2 protein-coding genes are annotated in these 3,507 nt (G+C 71.9%); one reads left to right on the top strand and one right to left on the bottom strand.

All coding sequences use genetic code 11. The annotated features are described in order from the left end of the window. Positions 1 to 110 precede the first annotated feature (110 nt). Positions 111 to 1,841, bottom strand: a complete 1,731-nt coding sequence (locus tag ACFW1A_RS39470; RefSeq protein ID WP_380418351.1) for an NAD+ synthase — start codon at positions 1,839 to 1,841, stop codon at positions 111 to 113. A 142-nt stretch (positions 1,842 to 1,983) separates the two neighbouring features. Here ACFW1A_RS39470 and glnA point away from each other — a divergent pair, with 142 nt between their 5' ends. Further along, positions 1,984 to 3,345, top strand: a complete 1,362-nt coding sequence (glnA, locus tag ACFW1A_RS39475) for a type I glutamate--ammonia ligase (RefSeq protein ID WP_380418353.1) — start codon at positions 1,984 to 1,986, stop codon at positions 3,343 to 3,345. Positions 3,346 to 3,507 lie beyond the last annotated feature (162 nt).

Here is a 3,507-nt window from a genome sequence, read left to right on the forward strand (position 1 = left end):
GGAGATGTGTATAAGTGCCCGGCGCCGCCCCATCACCCGATCTGGTGATGGGCCGTCGGGTGCCTGGCGACCGGCGCCGGACGGCGGCCGCGCCGCCGGGCGACCGGCCCTCAGCCGCGCCGCCAGGCGTTGGTGATCGGCAGCCGCCGGTCCCGGCCGAAGTTCTTCGGGGAGACCTTCGGGCCCGGCGGGTACTGGCGCCGCTTGTACTCGGCGACGTCCACCAGGCGCACCACCCGGTCCACCACGGCCGGGTCGTAGCCCTCGGCGACGATCGCGTCCCGGCCCTGGTCGCCCTCCACGTACCGGTCCAGCACTGCGTCCAGCAGGGCGTAGTCGGGCAGCGAGTCGGTGTCCACCTGGTCCGGGCGCAGCTCCGCGCTGGGCGGCTTGAGGATGGTGTTCTCCGGGATCGGCGGCACCTCGCCGCGCTCGGCGGCCACCGCGTTGCGCCAGCCGGCCAGCCTGAAGACCATCGACTTGTAGACGTCCTTGATCGGGCCGAAGGCGCCCACCGAGTCGCCGTACAGGGTGGAGTAACCCACCGCCAGCTCGCTCTTGTTGCCCGGGGCCAGCACGATGTGGCCCTCCTGGTTGGAGATCGCCATCAGCACGGTGCCGCGCAGCCGGGACTGCAGGTTCTCCTCGGCCAGCCCGGTCAGTCCGAGCGCGCCCATGTAGGCGTCGAACATCGGCGTGATCGGGACGGTGCGCAGGTGCAGTCCGGTGCGCCGGGCCAGCTCGGCCGCGTCGTCCCGGGAGTGCTGCGAGGAGTACTGGCTGGGCATCGAGACGCCGTACACGTTCCCGGCACCGATCGCGTCCACCGCGACGGCGGCCACCAGCGCCGAGTCGATGCCGCCGGACAGGCCGATCAGCACCGACCGGAACCCGTTCTTGCGCACGTAGGCGCGGGTGCCGGCGACCAGCGCGGCGTACACCTCGGCCTCGTCGTCCAGTCGGGGCACCATCGGCGGGACCAGTGGCTGCGCCGGCGCCGCGGCCGGGGCGCCGCCCAGGTCGACCCGGACCAGGGTGAGGCCGTCGGCCAGCACCGTGCCGTCCGGCAGCTCGGAGTGCGCCTCGGGCAGCTCCAGGTCGAGGACCAGCAGGCTCTCCTCGAACTGCGGGCCGCGGGCCAGCACCCGGCCGGCCGCGTCCACCACCAGCGACTCGCCGTCGAAGACCAGTTCGTCCTGCGCGCCGACCATGTTCAGGTAGGCCAGCGCGCAGCCCGCCTCGGCGGCCCGGCGGCGGACCAGGGCCAGCCGCTGCTCGTCCTTGTCCCGCTCGTACGGCGAGCCGTTGACGGAGAGCAGCAGCCCGGCGCCGGCCTGGCCGGCCGCGGCCACCCGGCCGCCCTCCTGCCAGATGTCCTCGCAGATGGCCAGTGCCACGTCGATCCCGTCCAGCCGCAGCACCGGCAGCTGGTCACCCGGCTCGAAGTAGCGGTACTCGTCGAAGACGCCGTAGTTGGGGAGGAAGTGCTTGGCGAACCGGGTGGCCACCCGCCCCCGGTGCAGCACCGCGGCGCAGTTCTGCGGCGCGCCGGTGCGCGGCGAGCGGCCCAGGTAGCCGACGACCACCGGGGTCTCGCCCAGCCCCTCGGCGCCGAGCTGCTCGGCCAGCTGGACCAGGGCGGCGCGGGAGGCCTCGACGAAGGAGGCACGCAGTGCCAGGTCCTCCACCGGGTAGCCGGTCAGGCACATCTCGGGGAAGGCGATCAGCCGGGCCCCGGCCGCCACCGCCCGCTCGGACCAGCGGAGGACCTGCTCGCGGTTGTGCGCGATGTCGCCGACCCGGGGGTCGGTCTGAGCCAGGGCAAGTCGCAGATTCGCCATGCCCCCAGTGTAATCGTCGTTCTGACGCTATGGGGGGTGGGGTGGATGATGGGCACCAGTCGTGCGGGTATCCGGACAGCGGCACCACCCGTGCGGCGTGGTGCGTAACACGAACGTAAAGAGCAGAGGTGAGACTGTCCCCATGGGCAAGCAGCAGGAGTTCGTGCTTCGTACGCTCGAAGAGCGTGACATCCGGTTCGTCCGGCTGTGGTTCACCGATGTACTGGGGTTCCTGAAGTCGGTGGCGGTGGCGCCGGCCGAACTGGAGCAGGCGTTCGAGGAGGGCATCGGCTTCGACGGGTCGGCGATCGAGGGCTTCGCCCGGGTCTACGAGTCGGACATGATCGCCAAGCCCGACCCGACCACCTTCCAGATACTGCCCTGGCGGTCCGAGACCCCGGGCACCGCGCGGATGTTCTGCGACATCCTGATGCCGGACGGCTCGCCGTCCTTCGCCGACCCGCGGTACGTGCTCAAGCGCACCCTGGAGAAGGCCTCGGCGCAGGGGTTCACCTTCTACACCCACCCGGAGATCGAGTTCTTCCTGCTGAAGAACCTGCCCGGGGACGGCACGGTGCCCGAGCCCGCGGACCAGTCCGGCTACTTCGACCACACCCCGCGCGGGGTGGGCCACGACTTCCGCCGACAGGCCATCACCATCCTGGAGTCGATGGGCATCTCGGTGGAGTTCTCGCACCACGAGGGCGCCCCGGGCCAGCAGGAGATCGACCTGCGGTACGCCGACGCGCTCTCCACGGCGGACAACATCATGACCTTCCGGCTGGTCACCAAGGAGGTGGCGCTGGAGCAGGGCGTGCACGCGAGCTTCATGCCCAAGCCGTTCTCCCAGCACCCCGGCTCCGGCATGCACACCCACGTCTCGCTCTTCGAGGGCGACCGCAACGCCTTCCACGAGTCCGGCGCCGAGTACCAGCTCTCCAAGGTCGGCCGCTCCTTCATCGCCGGCCTGCTGCGCCACGCGGCCGAGACCGCCGCGGTGACCAACCAGTGGGTCAACTCCTACAAGCGGATCTGGGGCGGCTCGCAGCGCACCGCCGGCGCCGGCGGCGAGGCCCCGTCCTACATCTGCTGGGGCCACAACAACCGCTCGGCGCTGATCCGGGTGCCGATGTACAAGCCCGGCAAGCAGGGCTCCACCCGCATCGAGGTCCGCTCGCTGGACACCGGCTGCAACCCCTACCTCGCCTACGCGGTCACCCTGGCGGCCGGCCTCAAGGGCATCGAGGAGGGCTACGAGCTGCCCCCGGGCGCCGACGACGACGTCTGGGCCCTCTCCGACGCCGAGCGCCGCGCCATGGGCATCCAGCCCATGCCGCAGAACCTGGGCGAGGCGATCGACCTGATGCAGCGCAGCGAGCTGGTCGCGGAGACCCTCGGCGAGCACGTCTTCGACTTCTTCCTGCGCAACAAGAAGCAGGAGTGGGAGGAGTACCGCTCCGAGGTCACCCCGTTCGAGCTGCGGAAGAACCTCCAGGTGCTCTAGGCACAGCTCAACGGCCTGCCGAACGACGGCGCGGGCCCGGTCCCGGTGGGGGGCACCCCCCCCCGCCCCGGCCCCGTAGCCGGCCCGGGCCCCCGGCAGGCCGGCCCCCGGCCGGGCGGGGGGCGGGGGTGCCGGCGCGACCCCGTCCGGCAGATGGCGCAC

Source organism: Kitasatospora sp. NPDC058965, assembly GCF_042741245.1.
In the GTDB taxonomy this organism is placed as follows: Bacteria; Actinomycetota; Actinomycetes; order Streptomycetales; family Streptomycetaceae; genus Kitasatospora.